The 17830-nt window shown below is 65.3% G+C and carries 19 protein-coding genes and 2 pseudogenes; 4 read left to right on the forward strand and 17 right to left on the reverse strand.

Annotation, left to right across the window (positions count from 1 at the left end; all coding sequences use genetic code 11):
• Positions 1–145: 145 nt before the first annotated feature.
• Together ACODS4_RS23760 and ACODS4_RS23765 are read right to left on the reverse strand one after the other, a co-directional pair.
• Entirely contained in the window at positions 146–472 is a 327-nt protein-coding gene (locus tag ACODS4_RS23760; protein ID WP_488868151.1) for a hypothetical protein, read from the reverse strand.
• A gap of 13 nt (positions 473–485) precedes the next feature.
• Positions 486–1538 carry a hypothetical protein gene (locus ACODS4_RS23765; RefSeq protein WP_488868152.1) on the reverse strand — a complete coding sequence of 351 codons (1053 nt, stop codon included), beginning with the start codon at positions 1536–1538 and terminating at the stop codon, positions 486–488.
• 404 nt (positions 1539–1942) lie between these two features.
• Between ACODS4_RS23765 and ACODS4_RS23770 the strand changes: the two genes are divergently transcribed.
• The 3 genes from ACODS4_RS23770 to ACODS4_RS23780 all read left to right on the forward strand — a co-directional run bounded on the left by ACODS4_RS23770 (position 1943) and on the right by ACODS4_RS23780 (position 4944).
• On the forward strand, positions 1943–3121 hold the full coding sequence (locus ACODS4_RS23770; RefSeq protein WP_488868153.1) for a type II toxin-antitoxin system HipA family toxin: 1179 nt from the start codon (positions 1943–1945) through the stop codon (positions 3119–3121).
• A complete protein-coding gene (locus ACODS4_RS23775; RefSeq protein ID WP_488868154.1) occupies positions 3097–4101 on the forward strand; it encodes a helix-turn-helix domain-containing protein in 1005 nt (334 codons plus the stop codon). Before ACODS4_RS23770 ends, ACODS4_RS23775 begins: the two co-directional genes overlap by 25 nt.
• Positions 4102–4254: 153 nt before the next feature.
• Positions 4255–4944, forward strand: a complete 690-nt coding sequence (locus tag ACODS4_RS23780) for an ISAs1 family transposase (RefSeq protein ID WP_488868155.1) — start codon at positions 4255–4257, stop codon at positions 4942–4944.
• An 89-nt stretch (positions 4945–5033) separates the two neighbouring features.
• Here the strand turns inward: ACODS4_RS23780 and ACODS4_RS23785 are convergent, their stop codons facing one another.
• From ACODS4_RS23785 to ACODS4_RS23850, 14 genes and pseudogenes are all read right to left on the reverse strand, one after another.
• Entirely contained in the window at positions 5034–5450 is a 417-nt protein-coding gene (locus ACODS4_RS23785; RefSeq protein ID WP_488868156.1) for a type II toxin-antitoxin system VapC family toxin, read from the reverse strand.
• Positions 5450–5725, reverse strand: coding sequence for a type II toxin-antitoxin system Phd/YefM family antitoxin (locus tag ACODS4_RS23790; RefSeq protein WP_488868157.1), 276 nt, complete (start codon positions 5723–5725; stop codon positions 5450–5452). The genes ACODS4_RS23785 and ACODS4_RS23790 overlap by 1 nt, the downstream gene beginning before the upstream one ends.
• Before the next feature lie 296 nt (positions 5726–6021).
• Positions 6022–6444 carry a PIN domain-containing protein gene (locus tag ACODS4_RS23795; RefSeq protein WP_488868158.1) on the reverse strand — a complete coding sequence of 141 codons (423 nt, stop codon included), beginning with the start codon at positions 6442–6444 and terminating at the stop codon, positions 6022–6024.
• Positions 6444–7700, reverse strand: coding sequence for a type II toxin-antitoxin system HipA family toxin (locus ACODS4_RS23800; RefSeq protein WP_488868159.1), 1257 nt, complete (start codon positions 7698–7700; stop codon positions 6444–6446). Before ACODS4_RS23800 ends, ACODS4_RS23795 begins: the two co-directional genes overlap by 1 nt.
• A complete protein-coding gene (locus ACODS4_RS23805; RefSeq protein ID WP_488868160.1) occupies positions 7697–7990 on the reverse strand; it encodes a helix-turn-helix domain-containing protein in 294 nt (97 codons plus the stop codon). The genes ACODS4_RS23800 and ACODS4_RS23805 overlap by 4 nt, the downstream gene beginning before the upstream one ends.
• 78 nt (positions 7991–8068) lie before the next feature.
• Positions 8069–8206, reverse strand: a pseudogene (locus ACODS4_RS23810) (nitrilase-related carbon-nitrogen hydrolase); the annotation flags it as partial.
• Between the two features lie 16 nt (positions 8207–8222).
• Complete coding sequence (locus ACODS4_RS23815) at positions 8223–9251, reverse strand: ABC transporter permease (RefSeq protein ID WP_488868161.1); 1029 nt, start codon at positions 9249–9251, stop codon at positions 8223–8225.
• Positions 9252–9261: 10 nt separating this feature from the next.
• A complete protein-coding gene (locus tag ACODS4_RS23820) occupies positions 9262–10761 on the reverse strand; it encodes a sugar ABC transporter ATP-binding protein (protein ID WP_488868162.1) in 1500 nt (499 codons plus the stop codon).
• Positions 10762–10825: 64 nt separating this feature from the next.
• Entirely contained in the window at positions 10826–11914 is a 1089-nt protein-coding gene (gene torT / locus ACODS4_RS23825) for a TMAO reductase system periplasmic protein TorT (protein WP_488868163.1), read from the reverse strand.
• Between the two features lie 73 nt (positions 11915–11987).
• The gene (locus tag ACODS4_RS23830) at positions 11988–12959 is read right to left on the reverse strand and encodes a 5-oxoprolinase subunit C family protein (RefSeq protein ID WP_488868164.1); all 972 of its coding nucleotides are present in this window, start codon (positions 12957–12959) and stop codon (positions 11988–11990) included.
• A complete protein-coding gene (locus ACODS4_RS23835) occupies positions 12949–13824 on the reverse strand; it encodes a 5-oxoprolinase subunit B family protein (protein WP_488868165.1) in 876 nt (291 codons plus the stop codon). Before ACODS4_RS23835 ends, ACODS4_RS23830 begins: the two co-directional genes overlap by 11 nt.
• 9 nt (positions 13825–13833) lie before the next feature.
• A complete protein-coding gene (locus ACODS4_RS23840) occupies positions 13834–15231 on the reverse strand; it encodes an acetyl-CoA carboxylase biotin carboxylase subunit (RefSeq protein ID WP_488868166.1) in 1398 nt (465 codons plus the stop codon).
• Between the two features lie 4 nt (positions 15232–15235).
• The gene (locus ACODS4_RS23845) at positions 15236–15472 is read right to left on the reverse strand and encodes an acetyl-CoA carboxylase (RefSeq protein WP_488868167.1); all 237 of its coding nucleotides are present in this window, start codon (positions 15470–15472) and stop codon (positions 15236–15238) included.
• A 73-nt stretch (positions 15473–15545) separates the two neighbouring features.
• A complete protein-coding gene (locus tag ACODS4_RS23850; RefSeq protein ID WP_488868168.1) occupies positions 15546–16331 on the reverse strand; it encodes a 5-oxoprolinase subunit PxpA in 786 nt (261 codons plus the stop codon).
• A 264-nt stretch (positions 16332–16595) separates the two neighbouring features.
• Here ACODS4_RS23850 and ACODS4_RS23855 point away from each other — a divergent pair, with 264 nt between their 5' ends.
• Positions 16596–17507, forward strand: a complete 912-nt coding sequence (locus ACODS4_RS23855; RefSeq protein ID WP_298380392.1) for a LysR family transcriptional regulator — start codon at positions 16596–16598, stop codon at positions 17505–17507.
• 6 nt (positions 17508–17513) lie between these two features.
• On the opposite strand, the pseudogene ACODS4_RS23860 reads toward ACODS4_RS23855, so the two are convergent.
• Positions 17514–17719: pseudogene (locus tag ACODS4_RS23860) on the reverse strand (IS30-like element ISAzs27 family transposase); the annotation flags it as partial.
• Positions 17720–17830: the final 111 nt, after the last annotated feature.

The following is a 17830-nucleotide window of genomic DNA, read 5'->3' on the forward strand; positions in this document are numbered from 1 at the left end:
TCTCCGCGAGTTCGCCCCCGCGACGGAACCCCTCCACCGTTCCGGGAAGCGAGCCCAGTTCGTCGGCGAGAGCGGCGTAAGCGTCCGGCAACCCCACTGCTGACCGTCTCCATCCTTATTAGGGCCGATCATGGATCGGCCCCGCTCAGGGCGCGTCGAACCCCGGACCATCCCAGCCCGCCCCGTCGCCGATACGGTCGCCGGAGGCTGCGGACCGGCGGCGCAGCCAGCCCCGCACGAACAACACTTCGCCCTGGGTGAGGTCGAGCCGGTCGAGTCCGGTCCCAGCCGCATCCAGGCTGCGGCCGGAATGCACGCCCTCCTGATGGCCGACCGCCCATACCCCCTCTGCGCTGCCCTCGATCACCATGACCCGCGCAGAGGCCTCGTGAACGATCCGGAGCTGGCGGTCCCGGATGACCTGCCGCATCGGGAGCGACACGGTTCGATCCAACACGATCAGATCCTCCATAGCGGACGTCTCCCTATGGACTGGGCGGAGCCGCCAACCCGGTGTAGCCAAGGTGATGACGGGTATAGTCACACATCGTCCAGCTGTTGTTTCTCATGATACACTCTACGCCGCCATTCGCTGCACCGTTCTGGCAATTGTCGTTCGGCCATCCGAGAACGCCATGCCGACCGCCGGTGGAGCAACCGCTGGCGGCATATTCGTCGGGCGCGCCGAAGATGTGGCACGCCTCATGAGCGAACACCCTATCGATGTTGCCGGGACCCCAGCCATTATTGGCGAAATGCATCGTCAGACGCGGGCCGCCCAAATCGGCATAGGCGAAATGCCACAGCCTGTATTTCGTGAAGAGGGCGCAAAATGCGCGCTCGGCATTGAGTTCGTTCTTCAGCGCCAAGGCATAGGAGAAGATACCGCCCATTCCGGGCTGGTGGCCGAGTTGCCGAAGCGCGGCGTCGCGCCACGTCGCTTCGTATGCCTCGAAGCCTTGGCCTGTCGCGGTATTCGGGACATCCACCTCCACGACCCGAATTTCCTGAACCCAGGTTATGTCCATGACCGGCCCGCGGCTGCCCAGCCAACTCAGCGCTTCCTGGACGTCGGCTTGGATCTTGACCAACTCATCGTCGACGAACTGCAGGTCGGGGGTGGGGCCGGAGACGATTATGGTGCCCAGGGCGATCCGGCCGGCCATGCGGTCACTAAGGCATGCCGTCGGCGCGCCGACCGGCCCCTCCTGGATAACGGGAATGCCCGGCGGCACAAGCGGTGTCGGCCCGCCGGCGCCCGGTGCGCCCCAGGAGCGATTTTCATGGGCTCGTTGACGCTTTTCCTGAAGGAACTCGGTGGACCGTCTGAGATCAAATGCCTCCTGTCCCAAACGCTCGGACAGGGTTAACGGCTCGGGGGACAAGATCGGACCCATGGCCCTGGCCATGTTCAGCGGCGGCGTTCCGACGGCGACCTTCACGCGACGGCCATACTCGTGCAGTACCTTCGGAACTGCGGCTTCGTTCGATGATCCGTCGTGGAACAGATACTCTTTGATATTGAGGACTCCGGCCACGGCGCTGTCCTTTCCGGTTGATCGCATTCCAAAGAAAATCTACCGTCCGGTCCCCATCCGTGCATCTTTAATTTTTTTCGGCGACGTTCCTTGGAGTCCATCCACAAAACGGGGGCAACTCCACTGGGGGGCGATCCAGCCCTCCGCAAATTGGCTCGGCAACGCCTCCATGCGCCAACGTCACGGAAAGTGGCTGCCAATGTCGGTTATTTGGATCATTGCTGCCCACGCAGCCCACCAGTCGCGCGATTTGCCTGCCATGCGAGACACAACAGGCGAACTCCTGGCGCTATGTCTCTCATAACGGACATATTGTGTTGAAGATGGCCTTATGCTTGCCATATACAACGTGCAGCCGGTCCTTGCGGCGGTGAGGCTGGCTATGTCGGATAAGGGCGACTGTCGTGACTGAGCGTACCGCAGATATCCTGTATAAGGGACAAAGGGTCGGGGTTCTCTACGAGACGCCGCAGGGCGGCACGCGCTTTGTCTACAATCCAGACGTGACAGAAACGATCGCCTGTGTCCTTCCGGTCCGGGAGCGGGAGCACGCGTGGCCGACTGGTCTGCATCCGTTCTTCCAGCACCTGGGGCCTGAGGGCTGGCTTCGCGAGAAGCAGGCGCGCGCCGGCCGCGTGGAGGACGAGGACGATTTCGGCCTCCTTCTGCGCTATGGCCAGGACTGCATCGGCGCCGTTGGCGTCAGCGCCGTGCAGCCGCTTGCGGCGCCCTTGGTCGCGGTCGATGCCGAAACCACCGCAGCCGCAGCGGGCAAACGCACCGTCTCCGGTGTGCAAAAGAAGCTTCTTGGCTTTCGCCACGGCGACCAATACCACCCGGCTGAAGCCGAAGGGCCGGCCACCCACATTGCGAAATATAACGATCAGACCAACGCTACGTTGGTACGCAACGAATATCTCACCCTGCGCTTTGCCCGCGATGTTCTTGGCGCCAAGCAGGTCACGGAGTTCGAGACGGCATTTCTCGCTGGAATCGAAAATTTGGCGCTCGTCGTAAAGCGCTTCGACCGCACGGACAATGGCGAAAAGCTCCGTCTGGAGGATTTCGCCCAGATCCTTGCCCGCCCGCGCGGTCGCGATTTCACCGGCAAATATGCCGGGAGTTACGAAGAGATCGCCGGCGCCATCCGAGAGCATTCCGCGCGCCCACAAATCGATGTCGAACAGTTCTTCCGGCGCGTGGTCTTCTGTGCGCTCATCGGGAATGCCGACGCGCACCTGAAGAACTTTTCACTTCTGGAAACGTCGCGCGGCTTGCGACTGTCGCCGGCCTACGACCTGCTGAACACGCTGGTCTATGGCGGCGCGTACAAAACCGAGTTCGCGCTGTCGCTGTGCGATGATCGCGTTCAGACCGACCGGATCGACCGCAGACTGATTGTCGCCTTCGGTCAGGCCATCGGGCTTCCGGAGCGGGCCATCAAACTGGCCCTCAAGGAGCTTGGCGATCGTGTCCGCCGCAGCCAAGCCATCGTGCCGCCGGCTGCGGAGCCGGCGGACGGCTTCGTCCATCGCTACGCCGAGATTGTGGAGGGCGCATGCCAGAGAATCCTCAAGGAGTAGTCCAGCCGCTCGACTGGCCGACGCTCGTCGCTGAAACCATCCGCCGGCGCAAGGATGAAGGGCTGACCCAGGCGCAGCATGCCGGCTTGGCTGGCGTCGGCAGGACCACGGTGGTGGCCTTCGATCAGGGCGACACATCGATCACCCTCAGCCGCGCGCTGGCCATCCTAGGCGTGGTAGGACTGGTCGCCGAGAACAACGCCAACCCGCAGGATGCCTTCGTGTCCGTGTGCCGGCAGCGCTGGAACGACTTGGTCGGCAAGCTCCCCGACGATGCCCCCGCGCGCCAGGTGCGCGGCCACTACAGCTTTGACTACGAGGTGGTTGGCCCAATCACTCGACTGTCGCCAAAGCGACTGCTCGTTGCCCTCGACAAGTCCGTGGCGCGCTACACCGGCTGGCCGCCTTTCTGGGTCCCGACCAGGGAAGATTTGGCCCCGGTGTGCGATGAGAGCGGCGTCGAGTGCTGGCTTGGTAATCCCGAAGCAGAGCGGGTGTTTGATGATGCCGCCCACAGCGACTACTGGCGAGCCTCGACAGACGGGCGGCTCTACCTGCAGCGCGGCTACCAGGAGGACGGCTCTGACGTGCTTCAGCCGGGCACCTTCTTCGATATCACCCTGCCGATCTGGCGCGCCTGGGAAGGCCTCTCTCACGCGGCCCGCTTCGCCAGGCTGACCGCACCCGTCGGCGACCCGGAAATCCGTTTCCGCGTCCGTTATGCCGGTCTCGGAGGGCGCGACCTCGCCTCCTGGGCAAAACCGGCGGATCGCAGCCTCATCGTTGGGATCCACCGCAGCCGCTTGCCGGAGGCCCATCTCGCGATCGCCACGTCGGCGCTGCGAATTGACGAGGATCCCGTCGGTGTCGTGCACGAACTGCTCAAACCGCTCTATGAGCGCTTCGACGGCTATGTCCTGGAACGCGATCTTGTTGAGCGCGAAATCCTCGACATGAAGAGCCGGCGCCGTTCTGGATAGGGCACAGATCGGCGTTGGTGCAAAAAGGACCGGAGTGGTGGCGATCGACGGCAAGACGTTGCGCCGCTCTTTCGACCGCGCCGCCGGTCGCTCGGCGCTGCCCGTCGTCACCGCGTTCGCCTCCGGCGCCCGTATGGTGGTGGGCGGCGGGCGGTGGGCGAGAACGAGATCACCGCAGCGCGGGCGCTGCTGGAACTGTTCGACCTCAAAGGCGTGCTGGTCATGGGCGACGCCTTGCATTGCCAGGGGGAGACGGCCCGTCTCATCCAAGAGCGAGGCGGCGACTGGCTGTTCCCGCTCAAGAACAACCGGCCGACGCTGCGGGCCGAGGTGGAGCGCTGCTTCACGGATCCGGCGACGGTGCTGGGAGACGCCCACGTCACCACCGACGCCGATCACGGTCGGCTCAAGGCGCGCCGCCATTGGACCAGCCCGGAGGTGGCGTGGCTGGCTTCCGACCGCCGCTTTCCCGACGAGGCGCCCTTGCCGGGTTTGGCGACCTTGGGTCTGATCGAACGCGCCGTCACCGGTGCGGATCAACGCACGACCACCACCCGCACCCTGTATCTCTCCTCTGCCCAACTGGACGCCAAGGCGTTGGCCCGGGCTGCGCGCAGCCACTGGAGAATCGAGGCCGCCGTCCATTGGGTGCTCGACGCCAGCTTCGACGAGGATCGCGCCCGCAACCGTAAGGACCACGGACCGGAAAATCTCGCTGTCTTGCGCAAGCTTGCTCTTAACGTCCTTCGAGCCGCCAAAAACAGCGACTCAATCCGAGCCAGGCGAAAGCGCGCAGGATGGTCCGACGATTACGCTCGATCCATCCTCGCCCAAATGCGATAGCCGTGCAGTCTTCCTGGGTCAGCGGTTGTTCGGCCATGGTGCGGATCCTCGTGTAGCTGGGCGGCGTTTTCTGGAAATGCTGGACGGTGTTAACTGCTGCTCCAGGGGTTGAACAACGGAACGCCCATCGGCTCGAAATCACGCACGTTGCGGGTAACGACGGTCAAGCGATGAACCAGCGCGGTGGCTGCGATCAGGCTATCGCCCTGTGGCCGAGGATCAGGAACGTGGAGCGTCGCGCAGCGCTGCGCCACATCTACATCGACCGGCAGGATACGGCCCCTAAAGGTCGGCATCACCTGGGTGTCGATCCAGTTGCGCAGCACTGCCCCTTGCGCGGCGTCCCTACGACCGATCTGCCCAGCGCCCAGCTCGATCTCGAACAGGGTGATGGAGGACATGAACAGGTCAGCCGACAGCACGCCGCCCGCCCAAGCGAGAAGGCCGACATTGGCCCGCGCCGGCCGACGCAGTTCGGAAATGGCATTGGTGTCGAGCAGGAACATCAGTCCAGCGCCGTAGGCCGGGCAATGTCGCCGATTCGCGGCGGCTCGAAGTCGAAATCGGCCCCGGCGTCATCTTGGCGCAGCATCTCGACGATGGAACTGCCCTTTTCGCCCGACAAGCGCTGATAGGTGTCGTAACGCAGAAGCACATAGGCTGGCTCTCCGCGATCTGTGACGATCACCGGGCCATCCTTGGCCGCACGCTTAGCTTCGCTGGGATTCTGATTGAACTCTCTGCTGGACATCATTCGGCCCATGCTATGCACCCCAGCCATTATGATAATGCTACAATGCTACATCAAAGCGAGAACAGCAAATCAATATGTAGGCACAATCCTACAAAGTGGTCTGTGGCACAATCGGGGCGAAGTCGCCTACTACGTGTCGTCGGTCGACGACCTCCCGGCCACCGCATGGGCCGCCGCGATCCGAGGCCATTGGGCCATCGAGAATCGCAACTATTACGTTCGCGATGTCTCCTGCGACGAGGACAAAAGCCGGATTCGGGATAACCCCGGCATCATGGCCCGCGCCAGGAGCTTCGCCCTCAACATCTTGCGCAAGAACGGCATCACCAACGTAAGCGGCTGGGGAACGCCGCCTTGTTGGGGCTGAGGAAGTAAGGGAAGAGCGGGTCTACGGAGGCTCCATTGGAGTCCAGAAGGAGGCGCGCTTGATGCAGAGTGGTGCGGCGCTCGCCATCCGGCATGGTGGCGATGCCGAAGCGAATTTCCGCAAGGGTGATGGTGGAGAGGTAGAGCGTCTCGACAGACTGGGCATCGATCCACGTCAGGACGCCCGGATCGGCGTTAGGCTTGAAAAGCCATATTCTTGTGAACGCCGCCGTTTTCCAGCTTGCGGGAGCGTCACCGTTCGCCTTGATCCGCGTCGCGTCGGCCTCAATGGCGGCCCGGTTTTCCGGGGAAAGACTGGTCTGTCGCAAAAGGTCGAGGGCAATGATGGACGTTGCCAGCGGGCGCCGCAGTCCCCTCATCAGGTTTTCCGGCGGGTTCGTCGCGGCGCAATGGCGTTCCCGATCCGGTTGCGCGATGTCCGCCCCACCCCGCTGTCCTCGGCGAAGTCGCGCCAGCGGTCCACCGCGCCGCGCACGAGGTCGATGATGCCGCCAACGTCGGTCGGCGGAAGGGAGAACTCCGCCGCCATCGCCCGCAGATGCCGTTCGCCAGGATCGCGCCCTTCGCCCAGAATGGCCGTGGAATGCTCGCCTCCGGGGCCATCCGCATAGGTCAGGTCGTAGGCGGGCGCCAACGACCAGCGGCCCGTCCGGTCCATCAGGTAGGCGAATTGGCGGCCGTGGTCATCGCGGTTGTGGGCGAACAGGTTGAAGGCGGCGCGCCGGAACATCTCGACCACTTGCCGGTGATCCTTGGTCAGTTGGAAGGTGAGGATCATCAACGTCTTGTAGTCCAAGCTCGGCTGCCGGAAGTCGGCGTGGAGGTGGCCGCAGGCGGAGTGGAGGTGAAGCCGACCGGTCGGACCGACACGGTCGAACCGCTGCGCTGCGAAGTAGGCCGGCGTCTTCGGGGTTCCGCTCGGCAGCAGGCGGGTGGGCGGCAGGGTCACGCCGGCGGCGCGCGCCATCTCAGCATAGGCCTGCTCAATCGGACCGATGTCGGCCGGGTCATCCTTGCCGCGAAACTTCACCAGCCAGTGCGACCAGCCATCCGGCGCCACCAGGGCGCCATGGATCAGGTCGCCGCTTTGATCGTCGCGGCAAACCACCGCCTTCGGTCGGGCGCCGCCGGGAGAGCCGCCCACCCGCAGCAAGGTGGGGAAGAGCGCCTCGGGCGCCCCCGCGAGAACCTGACGGCTCTGTGTGGCGATCCGGTCAAGATCGATGGCGCCGGTGTCCACGGGTTCCTCGGTCTCCGGTCGGTAGACCAAGGCTCCCATCGCCCACTCCCCCATGCAGGCCAGCATGTCGAGGGGAGTCAGCGCCAGGGGATTGAGCTTGCTGGCGGCGGCCCGGCGATGAATCAGCAACCGCCCCCACCCATCGGGCAGGCTGTCGTCGAACACGCCATGGAGGCCGGAGAACGGCGCGTCCGGCCCTTGCAGCACGCCTGGGCGCGGGGTCCGCAGAAACCAGGACAGGACCCGACCAGAGGCGAGAAAGGCGTCGTCGAATTCGACATAGGTTTTCCCGTCGCGGCTGGCGAGGCGTCCGACGGCTTCCTCGTCGCCCTCCCTCCAGCGCAGCGACACCTCCAGAACGCCGACATGCTTCATGGGATCACCGTCCGGCGCCTGCCCCGCTGGCGCTTTGGCCGCTCGATCACCTCATCGAGGCTGCGGAACTCCGGTTCCGGGAACAGCGCCCCGAACTCCTCGATCGCGTCGAGCACGACGGCGACGCGGACCAGCGCATCGAACGCCAGCTTGCCGCTGGCCTCGAACCGCCGCAGCGTCCAGATGTTGACCCCGCTGCGGTCGGCGACCTCCTGCTGGGTGAGCCTAAGGGCGACCCGGCGGGCACGGGCGCGCGCGGCCACGCTCCGCGCCACGTCCCCAGGAGTCATGAGGCTAAGTGGGATCATAAGACAACTTAATCAGGAAATTTTCTATAAATTGGATTATGAGCAAACTTATCGGCGCCGTCAAGTTGGCGGCGGAGCGGTTGCTGGCGGCGGCGTCGGACAGCAGGAAGGCGGCCAGGGCATGATCTTGCGGTATTTCTGCACGATCTCGCCCTGGTCGTTCATCAGGATCAGGGTGTTGTAGGGGGCCTTGTCGGGGTGGTTCTCGCGCCGCTCACCCCATCATCATGCGGTAGCGGATTTGGTCGAAGATCACGGCCAGGATCAACAGGCCGCCAAGCAGCACCATTTGCAGGTAGGATCCGATCTGGGCCAGATTCATGCCGTTCTGGGCCAGAACGATGAAGAAGGCGCCAAGCGTCACCGTGTCCACCCGCCCAATGCCGCCGCGCAGCGACACCCCGGCGATCACGCAGGCGGCGATGGATTCCAGGGCGATGGTTCCGCCCAGATTGGCCTCCCCCGATTCCACGCGGGCGGTCAACAACAGACCCGTCAAGGCGGCCAGACCGGCGCACAGGATGTAGGCGAGGATCAAGGTCCGCCGGGTGTCGACGCCCGACAGGCGCGCGGCCTTCAGGTTGCCGCCCACCGCGTGGATGTGCGCGCCGACACGGGTGCGGGTCATGACCACCCAGACGACCGCCACCGCCAGCCCGGCGACCAGCACCGGAACCGGAACGCCGAACCATTTGCCGAAGCCGAAGAGGTTGGCGAATTCCGGCGGCAGGCCGGACACCGGAACGCCGCCGGTCAGGAACAGCGAGCCGCCCGCGACCACCGAACTGACGCCCAGCGTCATGATGAAGGGCGACACGCCGAACAGCGCGACGCCGACGCCGTTCGCCAACCCGACCAGCAGCGCCGCCGCGAAACCGGCCAGCGCCCCCAGCGCGATCACCGGCGCGACGGCGTCGGGCATCAGCGCCAGCAGGCTGACCATCACCAGGGCTGAGACGACGGAGGTGACGGCGACGGTCGCCCCCACCGCCAGATCAAAGCCGCCGGTGATGAGCGCCACCATCTGCCCCATCGACACCAGAACCAGATAGACCGACTGCCGGGCGACGTTGACGAGGTTGTCCAGCGTCAGGAATCGGTCGGACGCCAGCCCGAAGAGGATCAAGGCGGCGACCAGGAAAAAGGGCAGGACGCCCAAGCGAACGAACAGGGCGCGGGCCAGCGCCCGCAGGCGGGGGGAGGCGTCGGTCGGGGCGACCGTGGCGGGGGAGGTGGCGCTCATGCGGGCGGTCTCACATCGTCGAAGGAAGGGGATCGAAGAAATGGGCGAGGATGGCGGATTCGGTGACGGCGTCGCCCTCCAACGCGGCGACGACGCGGCCATGCGAAAAGACCAGCAGGCGATGGGCGAGATTCATCGCCTCGGGCAGGTCGGACGAGATCACCACGACAGCCTTTCCAGCCTCCGCCAAGTCGCGGATCAGCCGGTAGATGGCGGCGCGCGCCCCCATGTCGACGCCGACGGTCGGCTCGTCGAAAATATAGAGGTCGTAATCCCGGCCCAGCCCGCGCCCGAACAGCGTTTTTTGCTGGTTGCCGCCGGACAGTTGCGCGACCTTGCGGCGGCGGTAGGCGTCCGGCAGTTCGACCCGGTCGGCGATGGCCTCGCAGCGCTCGCGAATGCGCCGCCAGGGCAGCAAGCCCCGTCCACGGTCGGTTCCCAGAACGCCTTGGGCCAGATTGTCACGGGTGGAGAAGGCCAGTTGCAACCCTTCCTCTTTGCGGTCGGGCGGCAGATAGCAGACGCCCGCCTGCATCAGTCGGCGGGTGTCCCAGCCGGTGACGTCGGTTCCTTTCAAGGTCGCCCGGCCTCCTTGGGTCGGCGACAACCCCATCAGGGCGCGGAAGCTGCGTGATTTGCCGGACCCGACCAGCCCGGCGACGCCCAGAACCTCGCCGGGGCGGATCTCCAGATCGACGCCCTGGACGCCCTGGGCGCGCAGCCCCTCCACCCGCAGCAGGGGCGGGCCGGGGTTGCGGGCGATGGTCGGGTAGATTTCGGTGATGGCGCGGCCCGCCATCATTTCCAGCAATTCCGCCTCGCTGGTGTCGGCCATGGCGACCGTGCCGATCTTGCGGCCGTCGCGCAGCACGGTGACGCGGTCGGCGATGCGGGCGAATTCCTGCATCCGGTGCGAGATGTGGATGATCCCGACGCCGCGCGCCTTCATGCGGGCGATCACGGCGAACAGGTGATCGACCTCGCGGTCGGTCAGGGATGCGGTCGGCTCGTCGAGAATGAGGATGCCGACCTCGCCGTGCAGGGCCTTGGCGATCTCCACCATCTGCTGCTCGGCGCGGCTCAGCGTGGCGACCATACGGTCGGGGTCGATGGTGAAATCGAGATCGGCGCACAGCGCGACCGCCTTGCGCCGCGCCGCCGCGTGGTCAAGAAAGGGACCACGGCGCGGCTCGTCGCCCAGCGCGATGTTCTGCGCCACCGTCATGGTCGGGACCAGCGAAAATTCCTGGAACACGGCGGACACGCCGACGGCGCGGGCGTCGGCGACCCCGGAGAAGCGGACGTTGCGACCGCGCACCAGGATTTCGCCGTCGCTGGGGGCCGACACGCCCGCCAGCAAGCCGATCAACGTGGATTTCCCGGCGCCGTTTTCCCCGAACAGCACATGGACCTCGCCAGGGCGCAGGTCGAAATCGACCCGGTCGAGGGCGGTCACGCCGGGGTAGCGTTTGGACAGGGCGACGGTTTGGATCAGGACGGGGTGTTGCATGCGCGGAGTCCTGGAAAAGAGGCCGCGTGGCGCGGGGAACGGCGGGCCGCGCGGCCTTGGAAGGTCACTTCACGCTGAAGACCGGGCTGAAGCCATCGGGCGGCAGGATGCTGTCGCGCGGCACTGTGTCGATGTTGGTCTTGTCGACGACGAAGATCTTCGGCCCGACATGCTTGACCAGATCCTGCTTCTCCAACGCGCGCACCGCCTGATCGATGGCGATGCGGCCCTGGATGACCATGGAATCCGCCGGCGCCGCCTGGATGAAACCGCGCTTGACGCCCTGATAGACGCCGGGGGTCATGTAAAAGGCGATCAGGCCGATCTTGTCGGTCAACCCGCGTTCGCGCAGCAGGCCCTGCGCCGCCTCGGCGGTCACGGCGGTGCCCGCGATGTATGCGACGTCGGGGGTCGCTTGCAACACGTCCTCCACCAGACGGAGCTGCGCCTCCTTTCCGGTGTCGCCGTAACGCGGCTCCAGCACCTGGACCGCCGACCCGGCGACCGCCGCTTGGAAGCCCTTGTTCGCGGCCTCGACCCAGCCCGCGCCCGCCGGGCCGGGGAACCAGCCGACCTTCACCGCCGGGCTGCCCGCCGGGTGTTTGGCGGCGAGGTAGCGGCCCGCCTCGAACCCCATGGTGTGGAAGGACACCAGCGACTTGGCGGTCAGCGCGGGGGAGGAAATTCCGTTGATGACGTCGATCACCGGAATGCCCTTTTTGGCCAGCTCGCCGACCAGATTGTTGAGGCCGTCGAAGGAAATGGCGCCGATCACCACGGCGTTGGCCCCGCGCGCCACGCAATCCTCGATCTGGCTGATCTGCTTGTTCAGCTCGGTGTAGCCGCCCGCGTCCACCAGGTTGATCTTGACGCCGAGCCGTTTGGCTTCGGCCACCACGCCGTAATCGACGCCCAACCAATAGGCGTCCTTCATGTGCGGGAAAGACACGCAGATGTCCCACGCCTTGGCGGCCTTGGCCAGCGGTGTGTAGGTGATGTCCTTGGGCGTGGCGTCGGCGGCGAAGGCGGGAACCATCTCCGCCGCCGGGTAGGGAAACCAGTCGGCGGCGGAAGCCGTGCGGGGGGCGAGGGGGGCGGCAAACCCGGTTCCAACGATGGTTCCGACGACAAGAGCGCGAGCGAAGGCGTTCATGCGGGTGGTCTCCACGGCATGGGGATGGGAAGAGCAGAACGGGGAAAGACGAGAGGAGAGGGCGGAGGCCGTCTCAGGCCAGCGCCTCCCGCAGCCGGGCGAGCCGTCGCGCCTCGTCGGCGCGGGCGGCCAGCGCCTGCTCCATGTCCACTTTGACGAAGCGGACGCTGGTGTGCGGTTGCATCTGGCCGATCAGATCCATGTCGGCGGAAATCACCGCGCCCAGCGTGAAGTATCCGCCGCCCGACACGGCGTCGCGGTGCAGCACGATGGGTTCGCTGCCGCCCGGCGCCTGGATTGAGCCATAGGAATAGCAGGCGTCCACGATGTTGGACGGGTTGGATCCGGCGCCGAAGGGCTGTTCGCGCGGCTCGAAGGTGAGGGGGCGACCGCCACGGAAGCGGTAGCCCATGCGGTCGGCCTCCGGCGCGACCTTCCAGACGTCGTCGAAGAAATTGCGTCCGGCCTCCTCGGTGATGAGGCGCCAGTAGAGACCGGGCAACACGCGCAGCTCGGCGCTGTGGCCCGCCGGACGGCGCAGGGATTCCGGGACCTCGACGCCGTGCGGAGCGGCGCGCGGCGCGCCAAGCGGCACCATGTCCCCCACCGCCAGGGCGCGGCCATGATAGCCGCCCAGCGCCCCGATGACGTAGGTGGAGCGGCTGCCGAGCGCGGGCGGCGTGTCGACGCCGCCGGAAATGGCGATGCAGGCGCGGGCGCCGCCCTTTAGATAATCAAAGGACAGCACCTGTCCGGCGCGCACCGGAAAGGCGGTCCAAGACGGGTGCGGCACGCCATCGACGCGGGCGGGCAGATCGGCGCCGGTGACGGCGACGGTGACGTCCACCTCGAACTCCAGTTGCGGCCCCATGAAGACCGCCTCCAAAGCGGCGGCGCCTTCGGGGTTGCCGACCAGAAGATTGGCGGCGCGCAGGGCGAAGCGGTCCATCGCGCCCGACATTGGAATGCCCAGATGGAAATATCCGGGCCGCCCCAGATCCTGAACCGTGGTCAGCAGGCCGGGGTGGAGAACCTTAAACGCCATGGAGAGCCTCCATCAGCCGCTGGTTGGCGCCGTCGATGTCCGCGTTGAAGGCGTCGAGGTCGAAGGTGACGTTGCGGATGCGCGGCTCATAGCGGTTGGCCGCGACGTCGGCGGCGATGGCGTCGTATTCCTCGCGGTTGATCGGCTTCCATTTGACGATGTCGCCGGGTCGGAAGAAGACCATGAACTCCCGCAGGTGGGACACGGTTTGCGTCGGGTCGTAGATCGGCATCGGCGTGATGCCGAACATCTGGTAGCCGCCCGCCCCGCGCACCGAATAGACGCAGCCGAAACAGCCGCCATGCCCGATGGTGTGCTTGGGCGTGTCGGTGCGTGGCCGCAGGTATTTCGGAACCTGGATCTGCCGCGACCGCTCGACCAGTTGATAGAGAAAGGGCAGTCCGGCGACGAAGCCGACCATCGACACGAACCAGGGGGCGGCGTGGTGGGCGTGGATGAACTGCTCCACCGTGTCATAGCCGTTGATCCGCGCCGCGTAATCCAGATCGGTTCCGCCCGGCTCTTGGTGCCGTTCGCGGAAGCGCATCAGCGTTTCGGTGGTCCAAGGGTCGCGGTAGAAGACCGGAACCTCGATGATGCGGGTGTCCAAACGCCGATCCGCCGTTTCCGCCGCCTGTTCAAGCGCTTGCAGCCGGGTCATCAACGCGTCGGGCGCGATGCGGTCAGGATCGAAACGCACCTGGAAACTGCCGTTGGCCGGGCAGATTTCCGTGACGCCCTCGATGGCGGCGGCGCGCGCCGCGTTGGTGATGGACATGCTTTTGAAAAAGGCTTCCAGCGACATGTCTTCGTCCATTTCGACGAAGATGTGCTCGTCGCCACCGTAGGAATAACGGGTCTGCATCCGATCCTCCTATTGCGCGGCCTGCGGGGGCTGAAGGGCGGGCGGAGCCTGGAACGCGGGGTTCCCGGCGAGCCAGCCTTCCAGAAAGCGGGTGTGGGTTCTGTCTTGACGAACGTCGGGATCGGCGGCCAACGCCTTGTGCAGGGCGATTGTGGTCTTGACGCCGGTGACGGCGAAGCGGTCGAGCGCCGCCGCGAGACGGTCGATGGCCTCCGCGCGGGTCGCGCCATGGACGATCAGCTTGCCAAGCAGCGAGTCATAAAAGGGCGGAACCGTGTAACCCTCATAGATCATGCCGTCGAAGCGCACCGATGGATCCTGCGGGACCGTCAGGCCGCCGATGGTTCCGGGGCTGGGCATGAAACCGTTGGCCGGATCCTCGGCGTTGATGCGGACCTCGATGGCGTGGCCGCGTCGCGTCACCGAATCTTGGGTGAACGGCAAGGGTTCCCCGCCCGCGACGCGGATCATCGTCGCGACCAGATCGATGCCGGTTATCATCTCCGTCACCGGATGCTCGACCTGGATGCGCGTGTTCATTTCGATGAAGTGGAACGCGCCGCTCGCCTCGTCATAAAGATATTCCAGCGTTCCGGCCCCGCGATAGCCGACGCTTTCGGCCAGCGCCACGGCGGACGCGCACAGACGCGCGCGGGTGGCGTCATCCAGGCAGGCGGCGGGAGCCTCCTCCCACACCTTCTGACGGCGGCGCTGGAGCGAGCATTCGCGTTCAAAGGCGTGAATGGCCCGTGTCCCGTCGCCGAGGATCTGCACCTCGATGTGGCGGGCGTCGATGATGACGCGTTCCAGATAAAGCCCGCCGTCGCCAAAGGCCGCCTGGGCTTCCGATTGGGCTTGGGGGGCCAAGCGCCGCAGCTCGTCGGGCGTTTCGGCGATGCGGATGCCGCGCCCGCCGCCGCCCGCCGCCGCCTTTATCATCACCGGGTAGCCGATGGCTTCGGCGGCGGTCAGCGCGGCGTCGATGTCGGCGACGCGGCCTTGCGATCCCGGAACCACCGGCACGCCCGCCGCGATGGCGGCGGCGCGGGCGGCGGCCTTGTCGCCCATGCGGCGGATGGTGTCGCCGGTCGGACCGACGAAGATCAAGCCGGACGCCTCCACCCGATCCGCGAAATCGGCGTTTTCGGCGAGGAAGCCATAGCCGGGATGGACGGCGTCGCAACCGGCCTCTTGCGCGGCGGCGACCAGCTTTTCCGCGTTCAGGTAGGAGTGGCGGGCCGCCGGACGCCCGACGCAGACCGCCTTGTCCGCCATCCGAACCGCCAGCATGTCCTGGTCCGCTTCGGAATAGGCCTGGACGGTTTCGATGCCCAGGGATTGGGCGGCGCGGATGATCCGCACCGCGATTTCGCCACGGTTGGCGACGAACAACCGCCGGATCGCCATCGTCTCAGCCTTCCAGCGTGACGAGCGGCGCGCCAGCCATCACCGGCTCTTCATCGTCCGCGCCGAAGCTGACGATGGTCCCGGCGATGTCGGCCTTGATTTCGTTGAAGCTCTTCATCACCTCGACCAGACCGACGACGTCGCCGACCTCCACCCGGTCGCCGATCTCCTTGAAAGGCGGTTGGTCCGGGGCGGGACGCCGATAGAAGGTGCCGGGCAGGGGAGAGCGAATCTCAGGCATCGAAACAATCCTTCTGGCAGAGACGAAGAGAGAAAGGCGGGAACAAGCGGCGGGATGGCAAGCGGTGAAGTGGTCAGGCCGGTTGGCCGACCAGATCGGCGGCGGCGACGATGCGGACGCCATCCTTCACCAGCGCGTCGCGCAGGGCGGTTCCGATGGCCAGCGCGCCCGGCGTGTCGGAATGAAAGCAGATCGAGTCAAAGTTGATGTCGATGTCGTCGCCCTCCACCGTCCGCACCTTGCCGTCGCGGCAGGCGCGCAGGCATTTGTCGGCGACCTCCGCCGGGTCGAGCGGACGCATCCGGCGGGCGAAGACGATGGAGCCGCTGCGGTCGTAATCGCGGTCGGCGTAGAATTCGCGCACCACCGGCATGCCGGCGGCGGTGGCGACGGCGCAGGTCTTGGACATGTCCATGCAGAACAGCAGCGTGTCGGGGCTGGATTTCAGCAACGCCTCCACCATCAGGCGGGACAGCGTCTCATCCCGCGCCGCCTCCATGTAAAGCGCGCCGTGCGGTTTGACATGTTGCAGGCGGGTTCCGTGCCGCCGGGCGAATTCGCGCAGCGCGCCGACTTGATAAAGGATGTCGTTGACCAGCTCGTCGGGTTTGGCCTGGATGACCCGGCGTCCGAATCCCTGGAGATCCCGGTAGCCGGGATGCGCGCCAAGCGCCACGCCGCGTTCCACGGCCAACCGGACCACGCGGTCCATCAGATTCGGATCACCGGCGTGAAACCCGGTGGCGACGTTGGCCGAACTGACGAGGTCCATGAGAACCTCGTCCGACGCCTCGCCCAGCGTCCATTGGCCATAGCCTTCGCCGAGGTCACAATTGAGATCGACCATAGTGCGAGCCAACGCCTTACTCCCTTGATGTGTCCCTTGGGGATCCGACCGTCCCGGGCGGCGTTCCGAACGACCGCTTGATGACAAGAGTATGCTCATCACCCATTGTTGCAATTTCTAAATTCTAAGATTATAATATCGAAAAATCAGATGATAAAATCTGACCATAAATAAGGCGGAACGTCGGGTTCATTGGGAAAATCGCCGATTTCCTGCGGTTAAAAATCAGGTAAATTCTGTTTTATCAATAGCAAATCACACAAAAATAGGTGATCGATGCTGAATTTCCGTCATGTCAAGTATTTCGTCGCGACCGCCAATCTGGGGCAGGTGTCGCGAGCGGCGCGGGAGTTGTCGATCTCCCAATCGGCGATCACCTCCGCCATCAAGGAGTTGGAGGCTGAGGTGGGCGGGCGTCTGTTCGTCCGCACGGCGCAAGGCATGGAGTTGACCGACACCGGGCGCCGCTTTCTTGCGGCGAGCCACCGGATCATGGCGAGCGTGGAGGAGGCGTTGCACCCCGCCGACGTCGCCGCTGAAATCGCGGGCAGCCTGACCATCGGCGCCAGCTACACGGTGCTCGGTTATTTTCTGCCGCAGCATCTGGAGCGGTTGGAGCGGCGATACCCCAATCTGCGCATCCACATCCACGAACTGACGCGGGAGATGATCGAGGACAACCTCATCACCGGGCGGCTCGACATGGCGGTGGTTCTGACCTCCAACATCAGCAACCCGGACCTGACGACCGAAACGCTGATCGGCAGCCAACGGCGTTTGTGGGTGCCGACCGGGCATCGCTTGCTGGAGCTGGATTCGGTGGGTTTGCAGGATGTGGCCGAATGCCCCTACATCATGCTGACCGTCGACGAGGCGGCGCACTGGACGACGCGCTATTGGAGCGCGTCGCCCTTCCGTCCGAACGTTCGTCTGCGCACCTCGTCCATCGAGGCCGTGCGCTCCACCATCGCCAACGGCCAGGGCGTGACCATCCTCTCCGACATGGTGTACCGGCCCTGGTCGCTGGAGGGAAAACGCATCGAAACCATCATCATGCGCGAACGGGTGCCCGCCATGGACGTCGGGTTGGCGTGGCGCCAGGGTGTCGAACTGACTCCGGCCATGCGCCTGTTCCGAACCCATTTCAGCGAGGTCTATCAAACACCGCAAAGCCGCATGCCACGGTGACAAGAGGGCGGCGGCCAGAAACACATACAAGTTCAACTCGCGCCGTCAGGACCGTAGATGAAACGGTCGATGGTCTCGTGCGACAGGGTTCTCAGGGGCAGGGCATCGTGCTTGAGCCTCCCGACGATCTGCTGGGGCGACCAGCCTTCGCCCAGCTTGGCGATGACATGGTCGCGCAAGCGTGGATTCAGCGTCAGCTTCAAGCGCCGCCGCTCCGCAAAACTGATCTGCGAATGATGCTGTCCCATGACCGCCCCCAAAGTTTAAGCCCTTGTTCTAAAACAAGAGTTGCACTTCAGGATAGAACCTGCCGCGCCTACAAT

The organism is Azospirillum sp. FG154, from assembly GCF_057809575.1.